This is a genomic window from Streptomyces griseocarneus (genome assembly GCF_014655595.1).
GTDB lineage: Bacteria > Actinomycetota > Actinomycetes > Streptomycetales > Streptomycetaceae > Streptomyces > Streptomyces griseocarneus.
On sequence record NZ_BNBL01000010.1, the window covers coordinates 143933 to 167262 of the forward strand.

General features: G+C 73.0%; 23 protein-coding genes. 10 read left to right on the forward strand and 13 right to left on the reverse strand.

Going from position 1 to position 23330, the window contains the following annotated elements; translation table 11 throughout:
- Window positions 1-16 precede the first annotated feature (16 nt).
- From IE295_RS24290 to IE295_RS24305, 5 genes are all read left to right on the forward strand, one after another.
- The gene (locus IE295_RS24290) at window positions 17-325 is read left to right on the forward strand and encodes a putative quinol monooxygenase (protein WP_190065869.1); all 309 of its coding nucleotides are present in this window, start codon (window positions 17-19) and stop codon (window positions 323-325) included.
- Window positions 326-333: 8 nt separating this feature from the next.
- Entirely contained in the window at window positions 334-495 is a 162-nt protein-coding gene (locus IE295_RS33710; RefSeq protein WP_224322888.1) for a helix-turn-helix domain-containing protein, read from the forward strand.
- On the forward strand, window positions 467-1171 hold the full coding sequence (locus IE295_RS24295; protein WP_224322887.1) for a transcriptional regulator: 705 nt from the start codon (window positions 467-469) through the stop codon (window positions 1169-1171). Before IE295_RS33710 ends, IE295_RS24295 begins: the two co-directional genes overlap by 29 nt.
- A gap of 966 nt (window positions 1172-2137) precedes the next feature.
- A complete protein-coding gene (locus IE295_RS24300) occupies window positions 2138-2767 on the forward strand; it encodes an ALF repeat-containing protein (RefSeq protein ID WP_190065870.1) in 630 nt (209 codons plus the stop codon).
- A 99-nt stretch (window positions 2768-2866) separates the two neighbouring features.
- On the forward strand, window positions 2867-3724 hold the full coding sequence (locus IE295_RS24305) for an oxidoreductase (RefSeq protein ID WP_190065871.1): 858 nt from the start codon (window positions 2867-2869) through the stop codon (window positions 3722-3724).
- 13 nt (window positions 3725-3737) lie between these two features.
- On the opposite strand, the gene IE295_RS24310 is transcribed toward IE295_RS24305, so the two are convergent.
- The gene (locus IE295_RS24310; protein WP_190065872.1) at window positions 3738-4346 is read right to left on the reverse strand and encodes a GNAT family N-acetyltransferase; all 609 of its coding nucleotides are present in this window, start codon (window positions 4344-4346) and stop codon (window positions 3738-3740) included.
- 106 nt (window positions 4347-4452) lie between these two features.
- On the opposite strand from IE295_RS24310, the gene IE295_RS24315 reads away from it, so the two are divergent.
- Window positions 4453-4818, forward strand: a complete 366-nt coding sequence (locus IE295_RS24315; RefSeq protein ID WP_190065873.1) for a cupin domain-containing protein — start codon at window positions 4453-4455, stop codon at window positions 4816-4818.
- A 54-nt stretch (window positions 4819-4872) separates the two neighbouring features.
- On the opposite strand, the gene IE295_RS24320 is transcribed toward IE295_RS24315, so the two are convergent.
- Complete coding sequence (locus IE295_RS24320) at window positions 4873-5538, reverse strand: HAD-IA family hydrolase (RefSeq protein ID WP_190065874.1); 666 nt, start codon at window positions 5536-5538, stop codon at window positions 4873-4875.
- A gap of 316 nt (window positions 5539-5854) precedes the next feature.
- On the opposite strand from IE295_RS24320, the gene IE295_RS24325 reads away from it, so the two are divergent.
- A complete protein-coding gene (locus tag IE295_RS24325; protein WP_190065875.1) occupies window positions 5855-7933 on the forward strand; it encodes an MFS transporter in 2079 nt (692 codons plus the stop codon).
- Between the two features lie 65 nt (window positions 7934-7998).
- Here the strand turns inward: IE295_RS24325 and IE295_RS24330 are convergent, their stop codons facing one another.
- Together IE295_RS24330 and IE295_RS24335 are read right to left on the reverse strand one after the other, a co-directional pair.
- The gene (locus tag IE295_RS24330; protein ID WP_190065876.1) at window positions 7999-8517 is read right to left on the reverse strand and encodes a GNAT family N-acetyltransferase; all 519 of its coding nucleotides are present in this window, start codon (window positions 8515-8517) and stop codon (window positions 7999-8001) included.
- A gap of 53 nt (window positions 8518-8570) precedes the next feature.
- Entirely contained in the window at window positions 8571-8897 is a 327-nt protein-coding gene (locus IE295_RS24335; protein WP_190065877.1) for an antibiotic biosynthesis monooxygenase family protein, read from the reverse strand.
- A 179-nt stretch (window positions 8898-9076) separates the two neighbouring features.
- On the opposite strand from IE295_RS24335, the gene IE295_RS24340 reads away from it, so the two are divergent.
- Window positions 9077-11134: a bifunctional glycosyltransferase 87/phosphatase PAP2 family protein gene (locus tag IE295_RS24340; protein ID WP_190065878.1), complete on the forward strand. Its 2058-nt coding sequence runs from the start codon at window positions 9077-9079 to the stop codon at window positions 11132-11134.
- Window positions 11135-11171: 37 nt separating this feature from the next.
- Here IE295_RS24340 and IE295_RS24345 read toward each other — a convergent pair whose 3' ends face one another.
- The 4 genes from IE295_RS24345 to IE295_RS24360 all read right to left on the reverse strand — a co-directional run bounded on the left by IE295_RS24345 (window position 11172) and on the right by IE295_RS24360 (window position 14396).
- The gene (locus IE295_RS24345; protein ID WP_190065879.1) at window positions 11172-11870 is read right to left on the reverse strand and encodes a hypothetical protein; all 699 of its coding nucleotides are present in this window, start codon (window positions 11868-11870) and stop codon (window positions 11172-11174) included.
- Window positions 11867-12319, reverse strand: a complete 453-nt coding sequence (locus IE295_RS24350; RefSeq protein WP_190065880.1) for a DUF6114 domain-containing protein — start codon at window positions 12317-12319, stop codon at window positions 11867-11869. The genes IE295_RS24345 and IE295_RS24350 overlap by 4 nt, the downstream gene beginning before the upstream one ends.
- Window position 12320: 1 nt before the next feature.
- Window positions 12321-12941: a DUF6230 family protein gene (locus IE295_RS24355; RefSeq protein ID WP_190065881.1), complete on the reverse strand. Its 621-nt coding sequence runs from the start codon at window positions 12939-12941 to the stop codon at window positions 12321-12323.
- A 216-nt stretch (window positions 12942-13157) separates the two neighbouring features.
- Window positions 13158-14396: a cytochrome P450 gene (locus IE295_RS24360; protein ID WP_190065882.1), complete on the reverse strand. Its 1239-nt coding sequence runs from the start codon at window positions 14394-14396 to the stop codon at window positions 13158-13160.
- A 255-nt stretch (window positions 14397-14651) separates the two neighbouring features.
- Here IE295_RS24360 and IE295_RS24365 point away from each other — a divergent pair, with 255 nt between their 5' ends.
- On the forward strand, window positions 14652-15821 hold the full coding sequence (locus IE295_RS24365) for a steroid 3-ketoacyl-CoA thiolase (protein ID WP_190065883.1): 1170 nt from the start codon (window positions 14652-14654) through the stop codon (window positions 15819-15821).
- Between the two features lie 56 nt (window positions 15822-15877).
- On the opposite strand, the gene IE295_RS24370 is transcribed toward IE295_RS24365, so the two are convergent.
- Genes IE295_RS24370 through IE295_RS24390 form a run of 5 tightly spaced genes read right to left on the reverse strand, consistent with a single transcriptional unit; the run spans window position 15878 to window position 21531 of the window.
- Window positions 15878-16786 (reverse strand): ECF transporter S component, encoded by a 909-nt coding sequence (locus IE295_RS24370; RefSeq protein WP_190065884.1) that lies wholly within the window; start codon window positions 16784-16786, stop codon window positions 15878-15880.
- Complete coding sequence (locus IE295_RS24375; protein ID WP_190065885.1) at window positions 16783-18402, reverse strand: ABC transporter ATP-binding protein; 1620 nt, start codon at window positions 18400-18402, stop codon at window positions 16783-16785. The genes IE295_RS24370 and IE295_RS24375 overlap by 4 nt, the downstream gene beginning before the upstream one ends.
- Window positions 18399-19544: a CbiQ family ECF transporter T component gene (locus IE295_RS24380; protein WP_224322886.1), complete on the reverse strand. Its 1146-nt coding sequence runs from the start codon at window positions 19542-19544 to the stop codon at window positions 18399-18401. The genes IE295_RS24375 and IE295_RS24380 overlap by 4 nt, the downstream gene beginning before the upstream one ends.
- A 14-nt stretch (window positions 19545-19558) precedes the next feature.
- Window positions 19559-20242: an SCO2322 family protein gene (locus IE295_RS24385; RefSeq protein WP_190066010.1), complete on the reverse strand. Its 684-nt coding sequence runs from the start codon at window positions 20240-20242 to the stop codon at window positions 19559-19561.
- Window positions 20243-20286: 44 nt separating this feature from the next.
- A complete protein-coding gene (locus IE295_RS24390; RefSeq protein WP_190065887.1) occupies window positions 20287-21531 on the reverse strand; it encodes an SCO2321 family membrane protein in 1245 nt (414 codons plus the stop codon).
- A gap of 229 nt (window positions 21532-21760) precedes the next feature.
- Here IE295_RS24390 and IE295_RS24395 point away from each other — a divergent pair, with 229 nt between their 5' ends.
- Window positions 21761-23221 carry an aldehyde dehydrogenase gene (locus tag IE295_RS24395; RefSeq protein WP_190065888.1) on the forward strand — a complete coding sequence of 487 codons (1461 nt, stop codon included), beginning with the start codon at window positions 21761-21763 and terminating at the stop codon, window positions 23219-23221.
- Window positions 23222-23330 lie beyond the last annotated feature (109 nt).

Consider the following 23330-nt stretch of genomic DNA (forward strand, 5'->3'; position numbering starts at 1 on the left):
TGAGGGGGGAATGCCCATGAACGCTGGATTCGGGCTCATCGTGCGTTTCACGCTGCGGGACGCGGCCGCGGCGGACGGCTTCGACGAGTTGGTGGCCCGGACCCTGGAGGGCATTCGGCAGCACGAGGCCGGCACTGTGGCGTACGTCAGTCACCGGGTGCCGGGCGAACCGGGCCTGCGGGTTTTCTACGAGCTGTACGAGAGCCGGGCCGCCTTCGACGCCCACGAACGGCAGCCGCACACGCGGCACTTCCTCGAGGAGCGCGAGAAATTCGTGCGGCAGACAGATGTGACCTTTCTGGAGCACATCGATGGAAAGGTGTGACGAGACCGGTGGTCCCCGATGGGCAGCGCGCGTTCGGCGCACGGGTTGCGGAACTGCGTGCGGAGCGTGGGCTGACCCAACGGGAACTGGCGGCTGAGATCGGCCGCACGACAAGCTGGCTTTCACAGGTGGAGCGCGGCCGTGGATCATGCCTGGTCCCTCGCCTATAGCGACCGGTTCTCCGAGCTGACCGCTTCGCTGAGTTCGCTCGTTCCGACGCTGGAGCGTGTGGTGCGCACGGCCGTCGAGCGTGAGAGGCACGAGGCCTACAGTTTGCTCGCCCGTACCTATCAGGCGATGTCGGCAGCCTTTGTGCGCCAGAACGAGGCCGATGCCGCCTGGGTGGCCGCCGACAGGTCCGTCGCTGCTGCCGAGCTGTCCGGCCGCTTGCCGGATGTCATCGCAGGTACGTTTCGGCTCGCGCACGCATGCGTTCGCCTCAAGAGGTACGACCAGGCGGAACATGTCGCGCAGTCCGCTGTGAACGCGCTCGTTCGGCATATCGATCGCGTCGGAACGTCACCGGAGATGCTGTCCCTTCTCGGCTCCTTGCATTTGGCGCTTGCGCTGGTGCACGCGCGATGCAGGAACCGTGCCGGTGCCCGGAGTGAGATAGAGCGTGCACGCCAAGTGGCCGCACAGCTCGGCGATGACCGCAACGACTTCAATCTCGAATTCGGGCCGACCAATGTCGAGATCCAGGCCGTATCCGTTGCCGTCGACCTGGGCGATGCGGGCGAAGCCCTGGACGTGGGTGGGCGGGTGGACGCCTCTGGCCTCTCCATCGAGCGCCGGGCGAGGCTCGCTCTCGATCCGCTCGCGCGGCGCACGGATGCGATGTCGTAGCCAGGGGCCGGCCGAGAGGCCGGTGCGACTCCGTTCCCGGCTCAGGAGGCGGCGGGCTCGCCCCAGCGAATTCAGACGGCAGGCCGAGCCTGCGCACCTGGTCCACCAGGTCCGGTTCCGCACCCAGGGCGGTCAGCCGGGGAGGGGCGTGGTGCGCGAGCCACGCGTTCAGTTCGTGGGTGACCGCCGTTTTGTTGTCGTCCCAGTACCACCAGTCGCCCGGCAGAACGTCGGACTCCAGGTCGTAGATCCAGGCGTCGACCGCCTCGAGCAGGTGCCGGTCGGCGATCGGGCCCCTGTGCGCTGCCCATTGGCCGAGCCAGGGGGTCACGGTCCCCGACGCCGTCGCGCACGTGGCGAACACTTCGTGGGCCGGGGTCGGCGGGTTCGCCGTCTCGAGGGTGTGAGCCCACCACGCGTGCAGGAAGCCGGATACCGCCTCGTACTGCTCCTTCGGCCAGTCGCGCCACTCCGTACGCGCCAGCGACCAGCCGACCTGGTCCCGGCCCCCGTTCCCCACCGTGGCCAGGACATACGTGAACTGGGGGAGCAGGCGCCGGAGCAGAGCGTCCCGGTCCTTCCAGCGCACGTCCACCCATGTCCGGTACAGCAGGTTCACACCGAGCGGCGCATCCGGCGTTTTGAGCAGCGTGAGTTCCTCAGGGCTGCCCCAATGGCACTCGCAGGTCGATTCGTCGGGGTGGACGTTCATCCCGCCGAAGACCTGGCGTGTGCGGTCCAGTGCTGCTCTGAGCCGGGCATCGGTGACAGAAGCCATGGCAGGCCCCTCTCGGGTACTCCGACGGGCTCGCGCCGATCGAAGATCGCACCCTAACCGATGCGCTCGGCTCGGCGACGCAGCGAACCTTGACGCGCCTCTGACGCCGGCGCCCGCAGGTCGGGCCAAAGGATGACATAGCCTGTGAAGAGCCTTAATGATCTTGATGGTGAAATGTGGGGTACCGCATGAAGTTCGCACGTGTTTCCGCCGTTGCCGTGGCTGCCGCGATCGCGCCGGCCGTTCTGCTGTCCTCGCCGGCCTTCGCAGCCGGTGCCGGCGCCAAGGCGCCTGTCGCCGTGGCGGAGGCGAAGCCGGGTGACGGGACCGTCAAGCTCTCGGACATGTCGGTGGACGACCTGCGGGTCGCGGTGCTGACGGTGATGGGGAAGCCCGGAACCGGTGAGGGTGTCAAGCGGGCGGGGGACAAGGCGCTGCGGGGCACCGTCGACGACCTGCGGCACTTCCTCGAGGTGGGCCAGTACCAGGCTCGCGAGGAGGACGACCGCGTTGCCGTTCTGACGGTGATGGGAAAGCCCGGCACAGGCAAGGCGGTGAAGGCGGCGGGTGACAAGGCGCTGCGGGGGACCGCCGCCGACCTGCGGCACTTCCTCGAGGTGGGCCAGTACCAGGCTCGTGAGGAGGACGACCGCGTCGCCGTTCTGACGATCATGGCGAACGGCGGCGAGGCGGTGAAGGCGGCGGGTGACAAGGCGCTGCGGGGCACCCCCGCCGACGTGCGCCGTTTCCTCGAGGTCGGCCAGTACGAGGCCCGGAAGATCGACAACCAGAAGAAGCCCGTCGGCGGCAAGCACTAGCGGGCCAGGCGGCGTCGGCCCGAAAATCGTTCCTCGCGAGTGCCAGATGATCTTTAGAGTGCAGACGCAGAAGTCATGGCACGAAAGAGGGGCGGCACCATGAGCGGGCGGCATGACGGGGGATCGGGCGAGGGCCGGGTCTGGTTCGTCACCGGGACGAGTTCCGGGTTCGGGCGGGAGCTCACGCGGGCCGTCGTCGCTCATGGCGACCGCGTGGTGGCCACCGCGCGGGACGTCGCGGCCGTCGAGGACCTGGTGGCGCTCGCGCCGGATCGTGTGCGGGCCGTCAGGCTGGACGTCACCGATGCCGAGTCCATCCGGCAGGCCGTGGCCGAAGCCGAGGCGGGCTTCGGCCGGATCGACGTTCTGGTGAACAACGCGGGGTCGGGGCTGCTCGGTGCTTTCGAGGAGCTGAGCGACAGCGCTCTGCGCCACAACTTCGAGACCAATCTCTTCGGTGCGATGGCGGTCACCCGCGCCGTCCTGCCGCTGATGCGGCGTCGGCGCTCGGGGCACATCGTCCAGATGTCGTCGGTGATCGGTGTGATCGCCGGGCCGGGCGGCACCGCGTACGCCGGGACGAAGTTCGCGCTGGAAGGCATGTCGGAGGCCCTCGCGGCCGAAGTCGCCCACCTCGGCATTCGCGTCACCATCGTGGAACCGGGGCCCTTCCGTACGGACTTCGGCGGGCGGGCGCTGCAGTGGGGCGAGCCGATGGAGGACTACGCCGGGCTCATGGGGCCGGCGCGCAAGGCGCTGGAGGCCTCGCACGGTTCGCAGTCGGGCGACCCGTATCGCGGGGCCGAGGCCATCATCGCCGCGGTCGGACTCGACGAACCGCCACTGCGGCTCCCCCTGGGGGCGGAGGCCTTCGCCTGGATCCGTGCCCATCTCCGCGCGCGGCTCGAGCAGTTGGACGCGGTGGAGGAGATCGGGGCGGACACCGCTTTCCGGTGACGTCCGGTCAGACTCAGAGCGGGGTAAGGATCATGAGGACCTCGTCGCGGGTGTCGTCCGGTGCGAAGCGGAGGGCTCCGGGCCACCGGCCGATCTCGCGCCAGCCCAACCGCCCGTAGAAGTCCTCCAGCCCCTCGCCTCCCCGCGCGGCGAGGCGCAACTGCTCGAGCCCCAGCTCGTCGCGGGCTGTCCGTCGCAGCTCGCGGACGAGGGCGGAGCCGACGCCACGTCCCCGGAAGCCGGGATGGGTCTGGAGGTGGTGGATCGTGCCCCAGTGGCCCACGAGCCGGTAGGGGTCGCGCTTGAGGACGGCCCAGCCGGCCAGGGCCTCGCCGGACCGGGCGATGACGAGACGGCTGTTGTCCGGGGCGAGACGGCCGAGGAGCCCGTCCAGCACGGGCGCGACGTCGCCGTCCCCGACCGGGGGAAACGGGAATCCGGCCGCACCGCCCGCATTGGTGACCGCGATCCAGCAGTCGATCAGCTCTCGCCGGAGCCCGGGCGTGACGTCGCGGGGGTCGGATATCTGGGCGAGCGTGAGCGTGAAGGCGAGCGGGGCGCCGGGCCGGGCGCCGGGCCGGGCGTCGTGGGCGCTCTCGAGTGTGTCGTCCTGCTGGGGCATGGGAGCAGCATGTCAGCGGGGTCTGACATTCCCGCCTGGAGACCCCGCACCCGCCTGCCTATCGTGAGAGATGAGGCACCTGCTCCGGATCCGGAGGGAGACGGTCATGACCTCGACAACGCATGACGAAACGCCGGTCACCATCGCGGGTGACGGCCTCGAGGCGCGGACGCGGGAGATCGGCGGCGGCATGAGCGTGCTCTGGGTGCGCGTGGCCAAGGGGACCGACCTCGGCCCGGCCCTCAAGGGACTGCCCGACGACCTCTGCCAGTGCCCGCACTGGGGGTTCCTGACCAAGGGCAGGATCAAGCTGCGTACGGCCGGGGGCGAGGAGACGTACGAGGCGGGGCAGCTGTACTACTGGGCGCCCGGGCACGCCCCCGAGGCGCTCGAGGACAGCGAATTCGCGGAGTTCTGCCCGACGAAGGAGCTCGAGGAGGTCGTCGCGCACGTCAAGGCGCAGATGACGTGAGGTGATCCCGGCCGTCCATGGGGCGGGGGCCCTCAGGCCTCAGGCCAGGGGACCTCAGCCCTCCGTCGTGATCGTCAGGACGATCCCGCCGTCCGGCGCCGCCTCCACCCGGACGTGCGTGAGGTCCGCGACCGCCGCGTCCGGCGCGTGCGCCGCCGCGCGGGGGCCCACGCCCACGACGCGCATGCCGGCGGCCTTGCCGGCCGCGATGCCCGCCTCGGAGTCCTCGAAGACGACGCAGTCCCGGGGGTCGAAGCCCAGCTCGGCCGCGCCCTTGAGGAAGCCCTCCGGGTCCGGCTTGCTGGCGCCGACCGACTCGGCCGTCACGCGCACCGCCGGCATCGGCAGGCCGGCCGCGCCCATGCGGGCGTCGGACAGGGCGCGGTCGGCGGAGGTGACCAGGGCGTGCGGGAGGCCGGCCAGGGCGGCCATGAAGGCGGGGGCGCCGGGGACCGGGACGACGCCGTCCATGTCGGCGGTCTCCGCCTCGAGCATGCGCCGGTTGTCCTCGTGGTTGAGCTCCATGGGGCGGTCCGGGAGCAGGACGGCCATGGTGGCGTAGCCCTGGCGGCCGTGGACGATCTTCATGGCCTCGTCGGCGTCCAGACCGTGCTCCTCCGCCCAGCGGCGCCAGCAGCGCTCGACGACCGCGTCGGAGTTGACGATCGTCCCGTCCATGTCGAGGAGCAGGGCACGAGCCGTGAGCGTGGTCGTGGTCATCGGAGGACTCCAAGCGCGCGGAGAAAAAAGACAAGCGGCTCCACCCGCCGGTCAGGGAGTGCGGGCGGAGCCACTTTGTTTCTCTACGATACAAAACGAATCGGGCAGAACGCCAACGCCCCTGGTCAACGCCCGACGGCCCTGGTCGGCGTACCCCAGCGGGCCGTGGCCGCCCCTCCGGCGGACGATGGAACGGAGCGGACCGACCCGACCCGGGCGGACTCGGCCCGACCGACCGGATTTCGGCCCGACCGACCGGGTCCGACCCGGGCCGAAGCGAGCGGAACCCCCACCCCCGCACCCCCAGGAGCTGCCCATGGGCCAGGACACCCCGGGCCCCGGACCCGGTCCCACGGTGGCCGCGGCCCCCACGCCCGTACCCGGCGAGGGGCAGACGCGGCGCGGCGTGGGCGTGGCGATCGGCGCGCTGCTGCTCGGCATGCTGCTGGCCGCGCTCGACCAGACCATCGTCTCCACCGCCCTGCCGACCATCGTCAGCGACCTCGGCGGGCTCGAGCACCTGTCCTGGGTGGTCACCGCCTACATCCTCGCCTCCACCGCCGCCACCCCGCTGTGGGGCAAGCTCGGCGACCAGTACGGGCGCAAGAAGCTCTTCCAGACCGCGATCGTGATCTTCCTGATCGGCTCGGCGCTGTGCGGGCTCGCCCGGAACATGCCCGAGCTGATCGGCTTCCGCGCCCTGCAGGGACTGGGCGGCGGCGGGCTGATGGTGCTGTCGATGGCGATCGTCGGCGACATCGTGCCGCCCCGCGACCGGGGCCGCTACCAGGGGCTGTTCGGCGCGGTCTTCGGCGGCTCAAGCGTGCTCGGGCCGCTGCTCGGCGGGCTGTTCGTGGACAACCTCAGCTGGCGCTGGGTGTTCTACGTCAACCTGCCCATCGGCGTCGTCGCGCTCGCCGTCATCGCCGCCGTGCTGCACATCCCGGCCCGCCGCACCCCGCACCGCATCGACTACCTCGGCACCTTCCTCATCGCGTCCGTCGCCACCTGCCTGGTCCTGATGACCTCGCTGGGCGGCACCACCTACCCCTGGGCGTCGTGGCAGATCATCGGCCTGGGGGTGCTCGGGGTGCTGCTGGTGGTCCCGTTCGTCCTCGTCGAGCACCGGGCGGCCGAGCCCGTGCTGCCGCTCGGGCTCTTCCGGATCCGTACGTTCTGGCTCTGCTCGGTCATCGGCTTCGTCGTCGGCTTCGCGATGTTCGGCTCCATGACCTACCTGCCGACCTTCCTGCAGGTCGTCCAGGGCGTCTCGCCCACCCTGTCCGGCGTGCACATGCTGCCGATGGTCGCCGGCATGCTGATCTCCTCGACCGGCTCCGGCCAGATCGTCAGCCGCACCGGCCGCTACAAGGTCTTCCCCATCGCCGGCACCGCCGTCATGACCATCGGCCTGCTCCTGCTCCACCAGCTCACGCCGACGGTCAGCGCCACCGAGACGAGCCTGTACTTCTTCGTCTTCGGCTTCGGGCTCGGCCTGGTCATGCAGGTGCTGGTGCTGATCGTGCAGAACTCCGTGGCCTACGAGAACCTCGGCGTCGCCACCTCCGGCGCCACGTTCTTCCGCTCCATCGGAGCCTCGTTCGGCGTGTCCGTGTTCGGCACGATCTTCGCCAACAGCCTCGGCCCCCGCATCACCGACGCCCTCGCCGGCACCCCCTTGCCGCCCGGCGTCACCCCCGGCAGCCTGCAGGCCGACCCGCGGGCCGTGGACCGGCTGCCCCCGGCACAGCGCACCGGCGTCCTCGACGCGTACTCCGTCTCCATCACCGACGTCTTCCTCTACGCCGTGCCGCCCGCCCTGGCCGCCTTCGCCCTCGCCTGGCTGCTCAAGGAGCAGCCGCTGCGCGGCAGCGTCACCGCGCCCGACACCAGCGAGGTCCTCTCCAGCAACCCCGTCGAGCGCTCCTCGCACGAGGAGTGCGCCCGCGCGCTCTCCGTGCTCGGCAGCCGGGAGGGGCGCCGCCGGGTCTACGAGAAGATCACCGAACGGGCCGGGCTGGACCTCCATCCCGCCGCGAGCTGGATGATGCTGCGCATCCACCGCGACGGCCACGTCGAGCCGTCCCTGCTCGCCGAGCGGGTGGACGTACCGCTACGGGTGATCACGGGCGGCGCCCGCCAGCTGGAGGAACGGGGGCTGGCCGAGCGCGAGGGGCTGCGGCTCGTCCTGACCGAGGTGGGGCTCCGGCAGGCGGACACGCTGTTCGCGGTGCGCGAGGAGATGCTCGCGGAGCTGCTGGGGGACTGGTGGACGGCCGAGGACCGGCCCCACGACCTCGTGGCGCTCGTCCGCGAGCTCAACAGGGAGCTCTGCGGCTCCGACGCCGAGCAGCCGCACAACGGCGACATGCGGTCCGACCACCGCCTGCCGTGACGCCCGGCCACCGTCTGCCCGTTACGCCCACCCACCGCCTGCCGTGACGACGGCGCCGGTGGCCCCTACGCCCCCAGCTCCTTGCCCAGCCACACCTCGGCGAACGGGTCCTCCTCCAGCGGCTTGTACGGCTCGATCCCGGTGAAGCCGTGCCGGGCGTACAGCGCCCGCGCCTCGACCAGGTCGCGCCGCGTGTTCAGCACGAGCCGCCGCGCACCCCAGGCCCGGGCCGTCTCCTCGGCCGCCGCCATCAGCAGGGGCGCCCCGCCGAGCCCGCGCTTGCCCTGCGTGACGTACACCTTCGTCACCTCCGCCGTCCGGGCGTCGCGGCGCAGCAGCCCCGCGCACCCCGCCGGCTCCCCGCCGTGCCGGGCGACCAGCAGCACGCCGTGCGGCGGGGTGAGGTCGTCGGCGGCCATCTCGGCCAGGTGACGCTCGGTCTCCTCGGGCGTGACGCCGCGGCCGTGGTGCAGCCGGTACCAGCGGTCGGCGATGTCGACGAGATACGCGCGCAGCAGCGCGGCCGACTCGGGCGAGCCGGCCGGCTGCTGGGCGACGGTCCAGGAGAGCGCGGTGGTGGTCATGGCGCGGATGGTCGCACGCGACCCGGCGCCCGGTCACCCGGTTTGGCGGGTGCTCAGCCGTTCTTCGGCGCGGCCTGCTGGACGACCTCGAAGGACCACACCGTCGAACCCGACGCGGCGGGCCGCTGCTTGGGGGCGCCCTCGCCGCCGCCCTGGTGGGCGGCCTTCATCGGGCCCTCCATCCATGCCTGGAAGTCCTTCTCGCTGCGCCAGCGGGTGTAGACGAGGTACTGGTCGGTGCCCTCGACCGGGCGCAGCAGTTCGAACCACTCGAAGCCGTCGGAGTTCTCCACCGTCCCCGCGCGGGAGGCGAAGCGCTGCTCGAGGACCTCGCGCTGCTCGGCGGGGACGGTCAGGACGTTGATCTTCACGATGCTCATGCGCCCATCCTGCCGCAGGGCACCGCCCCCGCAGCAGCCCCATGGCCCTCCGGGCGACCCCTTGGGCGCAACGCTCCGCACCCTAATGGCCCTTGGAGCGTTGGATTTAGGCCACCTGTGGGGTTTCGGACAGCGCTACGGGGGCGACCGAGCCGGTCGGACTGGAGGAGCTGCGGAGCGTGGCGGATGCGGAGCGGGGCGGACTGGCCAGTCCGCCGAGGGCGGGCTCGCGGACCGGAACGGTCGTGGGGGCGCTGTGGCTGCTCGCCGGGCTGCTGGCCGTGCGTCAGGCGGCCGCGGTGCTGCGTCTTCCCCCCGAACGCCGGTTCACCGACCTCGGGACGTGGATCGGCGAGCACGGTGTCCTGCACGTGCGGGGCTCCCTCTACGACACGGGGAAATTCACCGGCACCCCCTTCGCGGGACTCGTCCTCAGACCCCTGACCCGGGCCGCCGAGCAGAGCCTCGGCGTGGTCTGGACGCTGGGCACCCTGCTCCTCGTCGTGGCCGTGGCGCTGGTCGCCGCCCGTGCGCTGCCCGGGCGCTCCGACGGCGCCCCGCCCGGCCGGCGCACCGCCCTGCCGGCGGCACCGGTCGCCGTCATCCTGGCCATGGCCTCGCTGCCCGTGCGCAACACCTTCACCCTCGGTCAGACCAGCATCATCCCGGTGCTGCTGGTGCTCCTGGGCTGTTGCGTGCCGCGGTTCGCCGAGGGCTCCGGCCGGGCCACGGGCGTCCTCACCGGTCTCGCCGCGGCCCTCCAGCCGGCCGTCCTGCTCTTCGCCCCGCTGCTCCGGCTGACCGGGCGCCGCCGCGCGGCGGCCACCACCGGCGTCACCTTCGCGGCCGCCACGACACTGGCGTGGGTGACCCTGCCGGACGACTCGTGGACGTACTGGGTGCACCACATCGCCGGGGCCGGCCTCGGCGAGGCGCCCGACGGCCTCGCCAACCAGTCGCTGCACGGCCTGCTGCTGCGCGTGGGGCTGCACGGACCGCTCGAGCTGGTGCTGTACGCGCCGCTCGCCCTCGCCGTCGCCGTCGTCGGCCTGCGCCGCGCCGTCCGCTACGCCGGGGACGGGCAGGCGCTGCTCGCCACGGCCGTCACCGGCTGCGTGGCCGTCGTGGTCGCCCCGACCGCCTGGCAGCACCAGCAGCTGTGGATCCTGCTCGCCGTCGCCGGCCGGGTGGGCCGGCGCCGCGCCGACCGGCCCGTATGGCCCGTGCTCGTCGTGCTCGTCATGACGCTCACCAGCACGATCCTGGTCCCGCCGAACCCGGTCCTCGGGCCGCTCGGCCGGCACGCCCCGCTGCTGGCCGCCCTCGCGGCCGCCTGCGCGGTGCCGTTCCTCTCCCGCTCGTCCGAGGTGTGGGACCGGCCGCTGCCGACGCCGGTCGCCGGGCCGCAGCGCGGCCGCTTCGCCTGGGTGCCGCTGCTGGGCTTCTTCAAGCGCGCGCTCAACCGCCCGAACCTGTTGCTGGAGCTGATGCTGATACGGGTCGGCTACTGGGCCTACGCCTACATCCGCGCCCAGGCCCCCGACTCGCGCGCGCTCGCGGAGTTCCACGGCCGGCAGATCATCGGCGTTGAGGAGTTCCTGCGCATGGACGTCGAGCACGGCTTCAACCACTTCGTGGCGGGCATCGGCTGGCTCAAGGACGGCATGAACTACTACTACGGCACCTTCCACTTCCTGGTGCCGCTGTGCGTGCTGGGGTACCTGTACGTGCGCCGCCCGGCCACCTACCGCTGGGCGCGCACCGCGCTGGGCTTCGCGACGCTGATGGCGCTCGTCGGCTTCTGGCTCTACCCGCTGGCGCCGCCGCGGCTGATGCCGGGCCGGGGCTTCATCGACACCGTCAACGGGCCGCAGGACCTGTCCCACCCCGACTACGGGGCGCTGACGGAGCTGTCCAACCAGTACGCGGCGATGCCCTCGCTGCACATCGGGTGGTCGTTGTGGTGCGGCGTCGTGATCGCCGCGGTGGCGCCGAAGGTGTGGACGAGGTGGCTGGGCATGCTGTACCCGCTGCTGACCTTCTCGGTCATCGTCGGCACGGCCAACCACTACGTGCTCGACGCGGCGGGCGGCGCGCTGGTGGTCGCCTCCGGGTTCGGCATCCAGTACGTCCTGACCGGCCCGGGCCGGGTGGCGCTGGCGGCGATTCCCGGTGCCCGCAAGGGGGACGAGACGGAGGCCGCCGCGCCGCGCGAGCCCGTGCGGGCCGGGAGCTGACCCGGCCCGCCGGGCCGGCGGTGGCCCGATGCCCGTTCTAGCCGCTGACGACGATCTGGGACGCCGGGTCCGTCACGTCGGTGATGTCGTACGTGGCGTTGAACACGGCCGTCTTGGCTGTCGTCGGGCAGCCGAAGCCGCCCTCCACCTTCACCGGCACCGACACGTCGGTGACCGCGATCTGGGACGGCGTGCCGTTGGTGAACGCGGCCGGTATGACCGCCGGGGCGTCGGGGGCGGCCGTCACGGTGCAGCTGGCCAGGCCGCTGCTCTTGAGCACCATGCCCCGGGCGGGCGCGGTGAGCGAGGCCGTGCTCGGCGTGCCGTGCTGCATGGAGATGTCCCAGGCGCCGGACGTGGCGATGGCGATGTCCACGCCGGGCAGGCTGGCGCTGCAGCCGGAGTAGGTGGGCGCGTTGGCCTTGCTGACGACGGGACCGGCCGGGTTGGTGTTGCCGGGGGCCGCGGGCACGTGGTTGTTGTCGCTGCCGTCGGACGGCAGGGAACTGGAGGCCGTACAGGTCACGGTGAGCGAGCCGGCCCGGAAGCTGACCTCGCCGTTGAGGGTCGCGGAGAAGGCGTGGCCCGCGGGGGTGACGGTGGTCGGTCCCGCCGTGTCGTCGGCGGGCGTGGCGGACGCGGTGCCGGTGCCCGTGCCGGCGGCGAGGGCGAGGGCGGCGGTGACGGCGAAGGCGGCGCCGAGCGTGCGCCCGCGCCGGGGGGTGTGGGGGATCATGGGGTCTCCTTGGGTGGGAGGTGGGGCCCGGGCTCGGGGGAGTGCCCGGGGGCCTGCTCCGGTGCCAGCGGCTGCCAGGCGAAGATGAGGCCGCCGCCGACGACGCCGACGACGGTGCCGAACAGGAAGCCGCCGAGGTTGGACATGACCAGTGCGGCCGTGGCGATGACGACGGTGAGCACCCCGGCCAGCGCCCGGAACTGCGGGGCGAACCACGCGCTCAGGCCCATCACGATCATCACCAGGCCCATGAGGACCGACGGGATGCCCGCGATCCCCTGCTCGAGCATGATCTTCAGAGGTGCCAGCGGAAGGGCGCAGATCTCCGCGCCCGCGACGACGGCGGCCAGGCCGCCCCAGAAGGGCCGCCCCTTGCGCCACCGCCGCCACGCCGCCCACCAGTGGCGGCGCGGTGACGGTGCCGGGGCGGACTCGGTGCCGCCCGCCACGTCAGAAGCATTCCTGCTTGCCGAAGCCGATCTTCATGCTGAGGCCGGAGAGCTTGAACGTACCGGCGTTGGTCGCCCAGGCGACCTGCCGGACATTGGTCATCACGACCTTGTCCGCCTGCTGGCCGAAGGCGTCCTGCAGGCCCTGCGCGGAGGCCGGGCCCTTGTTGAGGGTCGAGGCGTCGCGCCCGATCTCGATGTTCTTGAAGGTGGCGTCGCCGCCGAGCTGGGTGGCGTCGATGAAGAGGTTCTCCGCCTCCACGGGCTTGCCGCCCGAGCCCGCGGTGAGCCTGAGCGAGATGTCGCCGAGCCCCGGCAGGGTGGTGATCACGGACTGGCACAGGTCGTCGAGCTTCGCCTTCTTGATGGCGGTGACGGCGACGGGCAGCAGTTTGCCGCGCGCGTTGCGGTCGATGCCGCCGTACTGTGCGAAGCCCTCGCCCTCCAGGCTCTGCGCGGCCACCTTGAACTCCTGCCCGGACACCGCGAACGACGCCGCCAGGGCCCCCTGGGCGAGCGCGACGGCCAGCGCGGCGGTGGCCGCGAATCCGGGCACGGCGAGTACGGCGAACCGGCGCCACCTGACGCGGCCGGTCACCTGTCTTCCCTGAGCGTCCTTCATGCGGTGTCCCCTCGGGAAACTGTGGACAGCGCTGACCGCGCTGTCGCGGTGCGTGGGGTGCTGGGTACCGGCGCGGCGTAGCGCGCACGCGCCGTCTCAGAAGGTGTACCCGAGAGTAAGTCCGCCACGTGCACCTGACAAGGGTTCAGGTATGAACAACTCCAGTTTGAACAAAGGGAGTTGGGGAGCGTGACGCCCTTGGGTCACCCCCGTGGGCTACGGGCCGTAGGTCACCCGCAGCTCCTTGATGCCGTTGAGCCAGGCCGAGCGCAGCCGCCGGGGCTCGCCGGCCTGCCGGATGCCGGGCACGGCGTCGGCGATCGCGTCGAAGACGAGGCCGATCTCCAGCACGGCGAGCGACTTGCCCAGGCAGAAGTGCGGCCCGCCGCCGCCGAACCCGAGGTGGGGGTTGGGGTCGCGGGTGATGTCGAAGGCCCCGGGGGCATCGAAGACCTCGGGGTCGTGGTTGGCGGACGCGTAGAAGAGCCCGACGCGCTGGCCCTTGGCGATGCGGACGCCCCCCAGTTCGGTGTCGCACGTCGCCGTGCGCTGGAAGGAGAGGACCGGGGTGGCCCAGCGGACGATCTCCTCGGCCGCCGTCGCCGGGCGCTCGCGCCGGTAGAGCTCCCACTGCTCGGGGTGGGTGAGGAAGGCGTGCATGCCGTGGCTGATGGCGTTGCGGGTGGTCTCGTTGCCCGCGACGGCCAGCATCAGGACGAAGAAGCCGAACTCGTCGGAGCGGAGGTTGCCCTCCCCCTCGGCGGCCACCAGCCGGCTGACGATGTCCCCGGCCGGGCGCTCGCCGCGGGCGGCGGCCAGGTTCATGGCGTACGCGATGAGTTCGGCCGCGGAGCGGGTGCCGGTCTCCTCGGTGACGGCCAGCTCGGGGTCGTCGTAGGCGATCATCCTGTTGGTCCACTCGAAGATCCGCGCCCGGTCGTGCTGCGGAATGCCGATGAGCTCGGCGATGGCCTGCAGCGGCAGCTCGCAGGCGATGTCGGTGACGAAGTCGCCGCTGCCGCGCTCGCGGGCCGCGGCCACGATGGCGCGGGCGCGCTCGCGCAGGGCCGCCTCGAGGGAGCGGATGGCGCGGGGGGTGAAGCCGCGCTGGATGATCTGCCGGACGCGGGTGTGCTCGGGCGGGTCCATGTTGAGCATCATCAGCTTCTGGGCGTCGATCTGCTCGCCGCGGATGCTCGGGTGGAAGCGGATGACCGAGGTGTTCAGGGCGGAGGAGAAGACCTCCGGCCGGGCCGAGACCCACCGGACGTCGGCATGCCGGGTCACCGCCCAGTAGCCGTCGTCGGCGAAGCCCGCGAGGCCGCGCGGCTGGGGGATCCACGACACGGGCGCGGTCCGCCGCAGCAGGGCGAACTCCGGGAGCGGGACGCGATGGGCGTAGAGATCGGGATCGGTGAGGTCGAAGCCGTCGGGCAGCGCCGGACAGGACGTCATGGCCACCACCACTTCCTTTGCCGTTTCCGATGACTGACGGTTCGTCAGAAGGGTGTCGGCCGACGGTAGTGAGGGGGTCTTGAAGCGGCAAGTCCGATGACGCCATCTGTTGCGCGGGCGGGGGGTGCGCGACCCTTGCGTACCGGGGGTAAGGCTCGCAAGACTGCGCACGGAACCACGGAACTAGAACGTGTACCAGTTCTGGGCCGGGGGCGCCGGGACGCCCTGCGGACGCGAGGAGAGGACGACTTGGCCATGCCCGCGGAACCTGTCATCGTCGAAGCCGTACGCACCCCCATCGGCAAGCGCGGCGGCGCGCTCGCCAACCTCCACCCCGCCTACCTCCTGGGCGAGACCTACCGCGAGGTCCTCGCCCGCACCGGCATCCAGCCGGACTGCGTCGAGCAGATCGTCGGCGGCACGGTCACCCACGCCGGCGAGCAGTCGATGAACCCCGCCCGCACCGCCTGGCTCGCCATGGGCCTGCCCTACGAGACGGCGGCCACCACGGTCGACTGCCAGTGCGGCTCCTCCCAGCAGGCCAACCACCTCGTCGCCAACATGATCGCGAGCGGCGTCATCGACGTCGGCATCGGCTGCGGCGTCGAGGCCATGTCCCGCGTCCCGCTCGGCAGCGGCTCCAAGCACGGCCCCGGCAAGCCCTTCCCCGACGAGTGGAGCGTCGACCTGCCCAACCAGTTCGAGGCCGCCGAGCGCATCGCCCGCCGGCGCGGCCTGACCCGCGAACGCGTCGACGCGCTCGGCCTGCTCTCCCAGCAACGGGCCGCCCGCGCCTGGGCGGAGGAACGTTTCAAGCGGGAGACCTTCGCCGTACAGGTGCCCACCACCGAGGAGGAGCAGCTCGCCGGCCAGGGCATGTGGCGCCTGGTCGACCGCGACGAGGGACTGCGCGACACGAGCATGGCGGCGCTGGCCGGGCTCAAGCCCGTCATGCCCACCGCCGTCCACACCGCGGGCAACTCCTCGCAGATATCCGACGGCGCGGCGGTGCTGATGTGGGCCTCCAAGCGCATGGCCCGCGCCCTGCGGCTGCGCCCGCGCGCCCGGATCGTGGCCCAGGCACTGGTCGGCGCCGACCCGCACTTCCACCTCGACGGGCCCGTCGACGCCACCCGGGCCGTCCTGGGCAAGGCGGGCATGTCGCTGCGCGACATCGACATCGTCGAGATCAACGAGGCCTTCGCGGCGGTCGTGCTGTCCTGGGCACAGGTCTTCGAGCAGGACCTGGAGAAGATCAACGTCAACGGCGGCGCGATCGCCCTCGGCCACCCGGTCGGCGCGACCGGGGCCCGGCTGATCACGACCGCGCTGCACGAGCTGGAGCGGCGCGACGGGGAGTTCGCGCTGATCACGATGTGCGCGGGAGGGGCGCTGGCGACGGGCACGATCATTCAGCGGCTGTGAGGACGGGCGGGGCGGCGGGCGTCAGGTGTCCGCTGGGTGTCACCGCCCGCCGGGCGTCAGGCGTCCTCGAAGTCCGGGCGGGCGTCGAAGGCGGCGCGGCGGGTGGCCCGGCGCAGGGCCTTGAGGACCGTGGGCCCCAGCGTGAGCGTGGCCACCACCGTCACCAGGGCGCGGGGCAGGTCCCAGCCCAGGGAGGTGGCCAGGCAGTACGCCACGAAGCGGGCGAGGTTGTCGGCCACCGCATCGCCCGGCACGAAGGCGACGCCCGAGACGAGGGCGCCGATGTACGGCCAGCCCTGGAGGTTCATCACCGTCCCGTACGCCACGGACGCCACCGCCCCGTACACCGCGAGCATCGCCAGCTCCCGCCGCCCGCGCAGCCGGTCCGGGCCCGGCAGCAGGCCCGCGCCCATCGACACCCACCCCATGGCCAGCATCTGGAACGGCATCCACGGCCCGACGCCGCCGGTGAGCAGCGCCGACGCGAACATCGACACCGCCCCCAGGACGAACCCGAAGCCCGGGCCCAGCACCCGGCCGGACAACACCATCAGGAAGAACATCGGCTCGATGCCCGCCGTCCCCGCGCCGAGCGGCCGCAGCGCGGCCCCGGCCGCCGCCAGCACCCCGAGCATGGCGACGGCCTTGGCGTCCAGCCCGGTGTCGGCGATCGTCGCCACCACGACGGCGAGCAGCAGCGGCAGGAGCGCCGCGAACAGCCACGGGGCGTCCTGCGAGTGCGCCAGCCCGGACGTCCGGGCGGCGAGGAGGGGCCAGCCGAAGGCGGCTACGCCTATGGCGCTCACCAGGGCCAGGGCGATCACGGAGCGGGGGCCCAGGCGGATGGCGCGGGTACCGGGGGTGCCGGTCGGCTTCCCGCCGTCGTCGCGTTGTGCCCACCCTCCCCCAGCTACCGCTGGGGGTGCCCCCAGCCCAGCGGAACGATCGCCCACAACCGGCTTCATGACGCCTCCTCCAGTGCGTCCCGTACCTGTGACACCGTCAGCCATTGCTGAGGGGCCAGGATCTTTGCCACCTGGGGGGCGAAGGCGGGGGAGGAGACGACGACCTCTGCCGCCGGGCCGTCGGCGACGATCTCGCCCTCGGCGATGATCACTACGCGGTGGGCCAGCTCTGCCGCCAGCTCCACGTCGTGGGTGGCCAGGACGATGGCGTGGCCCTGCCCGGCGAGGTCGCGCAGGACCTCGACGAGGCGGGCCTTGGCCGCGTAGTCCAGGCCGCGGGTCGGCTCGTCCAGCAGGATCAGCGGCGGGCGGGCGGTGAGGACCACGGCGAGGGCCAGGGCCAGGCGCTGGCCCTCCGACAGATCGCGCGGATGGGTCGCGTCCGACACGTCCGGCAGCAGCGCCGACACCAGCGTGCGGCAGGTGCCGGGCGTGGCACCGGCGTCGCGGTCGGCCGCCGCGCACTCCGCGGCGACCGTGTCGGCGTAGAGCAGGTCGCGCGGTTCCTGCGGGACGAGGCCGACGTGCCGCAGCAGGTCGCGCGGTCTCGTGCGGTGCGGTGCCACGCCGCCGACGCGCACCGTGCCGCGCGCGGGTTCGTGCATGCCGACGAGCGTGCGCAGCAGCGTGGACTTGCCCGCGCCGTTGCGGCCCATCAGCGCCACGGTCTCCCCGGCCCGTACCGACAGCTCCACGTCGTGGAGGGCCACCGTGTGGCCGTGCCGGACGCCGAGGCCCGACACCGAGGCGGCCGGCTCGCCGTCGCCGGGCGGCACGTCGTCCGCGGCCGCCGGCGCCTGCGGCTCCAGCCGCTCGCGCAACGGCGCCGCCCTGCGGCGGGCGTCGCGCACCGACAGCGGCAGCGGCGACCAGCCCGCCAGCCGGCCCAGCGCCACGACGGGCGGATGGACCGGCGAGGCCGCCATGACCTCGGCGGGCGCGCCGACGACGGGGGCGGCCCCCGGGCCCGGCAGCAGGATCACCTGGTCCGCGTACTGCACCACTCGCTCCAGCCGGTGCTCGGCGAGCAGCACGGTGGTGCCCAGGTCGTGCACCAGGCGCTGCAGTACGGCCAGCACCTCCTCGGCCGCGGCCGGGTCCAGCGCGGAGGTCGGCTCGTCGAGGACCAGCACCTTGGGGTGCGCGGTCAGCACGGACCCGATGGCGACGCGCTGCCGCTGGCCGCCGGAGAGCGTGGCGATGGGCCGGTCCCGCAGGCCCGCCAGGCCCAGCAGGTCCAGGGTCTCCTCGACGCGGCGGCGCATGGTGGCGGGCGGGATGCCGAGGGACTCCATGCCGTAGGCGAGTTCGTCCTCGACGGTGTCGGTGACGAAGTGGGCGAGCGGGTCCTGCCCGACGGTCCCGACGACGTCGGCCAGTTCGCGCGGCCGGTGCGTACGGGTGTCGCGCCCGTCGACGGTGACGCGGCCGCGCAGGGTGCCGCCGGTGAAGTGCGGTACGAGTCCGCTGACGGTGCCCAGCAGCGTCGACTTGCCGACGCCGGAGGGGCCGACGAGGAGGCACAGCTCGCCCTCGGGGACGGTGAGGTCGATGCCGGCGAGGGCGGGGCGGCCGGCGCCGTCGTAGGAGACGGAGACCTGCTCGAAACGGATCACTTCGCGGTCTCCTCGCGGTGGGTGGTGGGCTGAGGGCTTGGCGCCCCGCCGGCATCCGGCGCGGGTGCCACGAACGCGGGCAGCAGCCCGATCAGGATCGACGCCGCCGGCCACAGCGGGAGGGCCGGAGGGGTCAGCGGCACCGCCGGCGGGTGGAGGGCCTGGGGGGCGGAGGTGCCCGCCCAGATCATCAGGGCCGCCACCGCCACGCCCGAGGCGGAGACCAGCCAGGCCCGCGCGCCCCAGCGGTCGGGGCGGTAGCGGGTGCGGACCGAGCGCCGGCCGCCCAGGTGGAGCCCGGCCAGGGCGAGGACCAGGCCGGCGATCAGGAGGGGCAGGCCGTAGCCCGCGCCCGTGTCGGCGAGCAGGCCGTAGGTGCCCGCGCAGACGCCGAGCAGGCCGCCCAGGGTCAGGGCGCTCGTGGTGTGCCGGACGGCGGCGGGGACCTGGGCCGTACGCCCGTAGCCGCGCGCGTCCATGGCCGCCGCCAGGGCCACCGAGCGCTCGAGCGCGCCTTCCAGCACCGGGAGCCCCACCTGCAGCAGGGCCTTGAGGCCGCGGTCCGGGCGGCCGCGCAGGCGGCGGGCGGCGCGCAGCCGCTGGACGTCCGCGACGAGGTGGGGCGCGAAGGTCATCGCGACGACGACCGCCACGCCCGCCTCGTACAGCGCCCCGGGGAGCGACTTCAGCAGCCGGGCGGGGCTGGCCAGGGCGTTGGCCGCGCCCACGCAGACGAGCAGGGTGGCCAGCTTCAGCCCGTCGCAGAAGGCGAAGACCAGGCCTTCGGCACTCACCCGGCCGCCGATCCGTACGCCCCGCGCCCAGTCCGGGAGCGGAACTTCCGGCAGGGTGACGAGGATGTGCGTGCCGGGGATGGGCGAGCCGAGGACGACCGCGAAGGCGAGCCGGATGCCGATGACGGCGAGCCCCAGCTTGAGGAACGCGCCGTACGAGCGCGCCCACGGCGCGTCCGTGCGGCGCGCCGCGACGACGTAGCCGGCGACGCCGATGAGCAACGCCAGCAGCAGCGGATTGGTCGTGCGCGAGGCGGCGGTCGCCAGCCCCAGGGCCCATATCCACCAGGCGCCCGCGTGCAACGCGAAGGCCCGGCCGGCCGCCCCGCTCGCCCGGTTCTCCCTCATCCGGCTCTCCCGGCTCATCCGCGACGACGCCGCCGGGTCTGCCACACCGTGGCCGCCCCGAGGACGGCCAGGACCGCGATGCCGCCGATCAGTCCGGCGGACGGGCCCTCGTCGCCCTCGTCGTCGCCCGCGTCGTCCTGCTTTTCCCCGTCGTTCTGCTTCTGCCCGTCGTCCTGCTTCTCCTCGCCCCGCTCGCCGACCTTCTCGCCGCAGCCGGACTTCGGGTACCCGGCGATGCCGCACAGCAGCGCGTCGGAGTTGTACCGCAGCGGCTTGGCGACCGCCGCCAGCGCCTCACCGGCGCTGGCGTCCGTGCCGACCTGGGCGCAGGCGGTGCGGCCGGCGGGCGGCTTCTCGCCGCCGGGCGCGTCGGCGGGCGTGCCGAAGTCGAGCACCACCGCCACGCGCTTGGTGCCGTCCTTGGCGGGCGTACGGTCGCACACGGCGTCGAAGCCGGCCGCGCCGCGCGGCTTGGCGGCGTCGGCGGAGTCCTTGCTCACGGCGAAGCGGAACCCGATGACGTCCCCGTCGGCGGGCCGCAGCGTGCCGGGCCCCTGCGTGGCGTAGGCCCAGTCGGAGGCCTGGGCGCCGCGCTGCCAGAAGGACCAGTAGCGGTACCCCTCGGCGTGCGCGGGCGCGGCGCCGAGCACGGCCGTCAGCGTGGCCAGGAGCAGGGCGCCGGCCGTGCGACGTGCGATGGCCGTACGACGTGCGTCGGCCGTACGACGTGCGACGGCCGTCGTCACAGCTGGTTCTTCTTGCGGTTGCTGAGCAGGAAGCCGACGCCGACGCTGGCGACGAAGAAGACGGCGACGTACCACCAGACGCCGAAGCCGCTGCCGCCGTCCTTCTTCTTCTCGTCCTTCTTCTCGTCCTTGTCCGGGGACGCGGACGCCTCCGGCTTGGGGCCGGTCTCGTTCAGCGCCTTGACGTAGTCGGTGCCGCCGAAGGCGCGCGGGTCGCCGCCGACGGCGTGCACGGTGAGGATGATCTTGGCCAGGCGGCCGGGGTTGCCCTTGGCCCACTCGGCCGTGCCGCTGCGGTCGGCCTGGAGCCACTTCATCGGCTTGTCGGCGGCCTCGAGGTGGCCGCCGGCCGCGAGGGCGAGGGCGGCGTCGGCGGTGGTGCCGGTGTCCGGGCCCTGAGCAGGGGTCATGGAGGACTTCAGGAAGCCGCCGTTCGCCTCGAGCTTCTTCGCCAGGTGCGCGGCCGCCGCCTCGGCCGAGGCCGGGGCGTCCTTGGGCTTCGCGGACTCGTCGTCGCCGCACTCCAGCGGCTTGACCGGCTTGTCCTTGCCCTTCTCGGCCGCCTCGACGAGGTAGCCCTTGCCCAGGACGCCCAGCGCGGCGGCGGCCGTGGCGAGGTCGTTGGGGGCGAAGCCGCCGCGCTCGTCCTCCTTCTTGTCGCAGCCGGCCTGGAGGGACAGCAGCGCGTCGTACGGGCTCTTGCCGCCCTTGGCCGTGGCCTTCGCGGGGTCCTGGCCGGCCGCGGCGAAGGCGCCGACGGCGGTGGAGGTGGAGTTGGCGTCGCTGGGGGAGCCCGGGGTCATGCCCCAGCCGCCGTCCTCGTTCTGGTGGGCCTTGAGCCAGTCGAGGCCCTTCTTGACCGCCTCGGCGCGGCCGCCGACCGCGGCCAGCGCCTGCACGGCGGCGGCGGTCGCGTCGGTGAACTCGCCGGCCTTGGCGTCGCACGCCTTGCCCGTGTCGGCCCGGAACGCGGCGAAGCCGCCGTCGGCGCACTGCTGGCCCGCCAGCCAGTCGACGGCCCGCGGGGCGGGGGAGACGCCGGTGGCGTCCTGCGCGAGGAGGGCGAGCGACTGCCGGAAGACACCGTCGAACTTCGGGTCGCCCGTGCCGTACAGCCCCGGGGCCGCCGGGGACGGCGAGCCGTCGGCGAAGGCGGCGGGGGCCGCGGCCGCGCCGAGGACTGCGGCGGCGGCCAGCGTCGCGGCGGCGCGACGCGCGTGGACGGCGAGGGAGGGAGCCATGGAGTGGTGCCTCTCGGTGGTGCCGGTGGTCGACCGACGTCGCTTTGGTGGGGGGCCGGACAACTTTATCCGGCCCTGTACCGGGCCCCGATACCGCCACTGAGGCGGTCGAATCCGGTCATGCCCATGGCATGCCGGTGGTGCGCCCGGCATTGCCCCCCGCGCGGGGAGCTGCTATCCAACGGCTGATTCTTCTGATGCAGCGTCAGCTCAGACGGAGGCGATCGCGATGGCCGGACCCATCGAACACGGACAGCTCTTCATCGGCGGCACCCTGACCGACCCGGCCGCCGGCCCCGGCGGCGACGTCATCGACGTCGTCTCGCCCCACACCGAGACCGTCATCGGCCGCGTCCCGCACGCCACGCGCGCCGACGTCGACCGGGCCGTGGCCGCCGCCCGGAGCTCCTTCGACTCGGGCGTGTGGGCCGGCCTGCCGGCGGCCGAGCGGATCGAGGTGGTCACCCGCATCAAGGACGGGATCGCCGCCCGCCACGAGGAGATCGCCCGGATGATCTCGGCGCAGAACGGCTCCCCCTACTCCTGGAGCGTCCTCGCCCAGGCGCTCGGAGCGGTGATGGTCTGGGACAGCGCCATCGCCGTCGCCCGCGGCTTCCACGACGAGGAGCGGCGGGCCGGCGTCCTCGGCCCGCTGATCGTCCGCCGGGAGCCGGTGGGGGTCGTCGCGGCGGTGGTGCCGTGGAACGTCCCGCAGTTCGTGGCCGCGGCCAAGCTGGCGCCGGCGCTGCTGGCGGGCTGCTCGGTGGTGCTCAAGCCCTCCCCGGAGACGCCGCTGGACTCCTACGTGCTCGCCGAGGTCGCGGCCGGGGCGGGGCTGCCGGAGGGGGTCCTGTCGATCCTGCCCGCCGGAGCGGAGACCGGCGAGTACCTGGTCGGCCACCCCGGCGTCGACAAGGTCTCCTTCACCGGCTCGGTCGCGGCCGGCAAGCGCGTCATGGAGGTCGCCGCCCGCCACCTCGCCCGCGTCACCCTGGAGCTGGGGGGCAAGTCCGCCGCCATCGTCCTGCCCGACGCCGACCTCGACGCGGCCGTCGCCGGCATCGTGCCGAGCGCGTGGATGAACAACGGCCAGGCGTGCGTCGCCCAGACCCGCGTCCTCGTCCCCCGCTCCCGCTACGCCGAGCTCGCCGAGCGCTTAGCGGCGGCCGCGAACGCGCTCACCGTCGGCGACCCGCTCGACCCCGCCACCCGCGTCGGCCCGCTGGTGAGCCGCCGCCGGCGCGAGCGGACGCTGGAGTACATCGCCCTCGGGCAGCGCGAGGGCGCCAAGGTGCTGGCCGGCGGCGGCCGGCCCGCCGCCCTGCCCACGGGCTGGTACGTGGAGCCCACGCTCTTCGGCGAGGTCACCAACGACATGCGCGTCGCCCGCGAGGAGATCTTCGGCCCCGTGGTCTGCCTGCTGTCCTACGAGGACGAGGAGGAGGCCGTGGCGATCGCCGACGACTCCGCCTACGGGCTCTCCGGCAGCGTCTGGACCGGCGACGTCGAGCACGGCCTCGACATCGCGCGCCGGGTGCGGACGGGCACGTACTCGGTGAACACCTTCAGCCTGGACATGTTCGGGCCCTTCGGCGGCTACAAGGACTCCGGCATGGGCAGAGAGGGCGGACCCGAGGGCTACGCCGAGTACTTCGAGCAGAAGACGATCCACCTGCCGCCCGCCGGATGACCGGCGTCCGGCCTGGTCCGGACATATATTTACGCGTGCGTTCCGCACGGGATGTTCATGACATGCGTGACTGTCCCGCCCCTCCACCGCGTGGAAATCTCTTCCCGTC